Here is a 1165-nt window from a genome sequence, read left to right on the forward strand (position 1 = left end):
TACAGCGAAGCACCGCAGAGATCAAGTCCGAGCTACTCAATGAGTACTTCAAGGCCTGGTGCAATACGACCCTGCAGGGGCAGCGGTATGTATCCAATCCGGCATTGGCTTTCATCGATCTGTATGCAGGGGAGGGGAAACCGGAGGAGGGAAAACCGGCCACACCGGTCAAAATACTCAACAGCATATTCGGGGCTACCGACAAGTACAACCTCAACAAAACGGTCCGGACCTTCTTTAATGACGAGAAGAAAGCGGTTGCTGCCAGGCTGAAAGAGAACCTGCAGAGCCTGCCCTATTACGAGAATCTGGTGCATAAACCGGTGATGCTGCACGAGGAAGCCAATTTCAGTCTGCTGGCTAAGCTGCTGGGTAACGATACCCCCACGCTGCTCTACCTCGACCCCTTTGGCTATCCCTTTTCACAGCAATTGCTCCTGCAATCTGTTAAGCGCTGGGGCCTGGACCTCTTCATGCTGTTCACACCGGCCCGGCTGCGCGCCGCCCTGCAGGGCGCAGCTGACAATGAGCTGCTCGACCTCTTCGGTGCCGAACGCCTGGCCCGGATCAAGGACTTCAGCGAGCGCTACCAGGACGCGACGCAGCGCGAAGACTTTATAGTGGATCGCTTTGAGGAGATTTTCAAAGAAAAGGAGTATAAGACCTTCCGTTTCAAGATTAGCCTCCCCAAGAAGAACCAGACCAGCCATTACCTGTTCTTTGCGTCCAAGACAGACACGGCCTACATGAAAATGAAGGAGCTCATGCTCATGTACAGCGACAGCCAGGAAGATGGGGTGCCTTTGTTCGGGGCCAATATCAAGCACCAGCTTTCGTTGTTCCAGGAGCAGTACCGGTACTCTGTTAAGAACCTGATTGCCGATCTGGCAGGCAAAGCCACCTATTACCATAACCTGCCGCTGGACAGCATCTACCGGCATCATAATATCGGAACCAACTACATCCGGGGGAATTACCAGGAGGCTTTTGAGCAGTTGAAAAAGCAAGGGGTAGTGGAAGCGATCAATCCGGTTTCGAGGCAGCCGATGCGGAAAGTTTCTTTTACTTCGATTATTGGGTATAGGTAGGTTGTTGGAAGTTTGGGTATTGCGGGTACTTTGTAGCTTCTCCATGCATACCGCAAGTTTAGCGTGAGCGCAACTTG

General features: G+C 52.7%; 1 protein-coding gene. It reads left to right on the plus strand.

What is annotated here, in order from left to right; all coding sequences use genetic code 11:
* The coding region (tcmP, locus tag OB13_RS20845; protein WP_461492109.1) for a three-Cys-motif partner protein TcmP at positions 1 to 1088 on the plus strand (1088 nt) is incomplete at its 5' end.
* Positions 1089 to 1165: the final 77 nt, after the last annotated feature.

The organism is Pontibacter sp. HJ8, assembly GCF_054824225.1.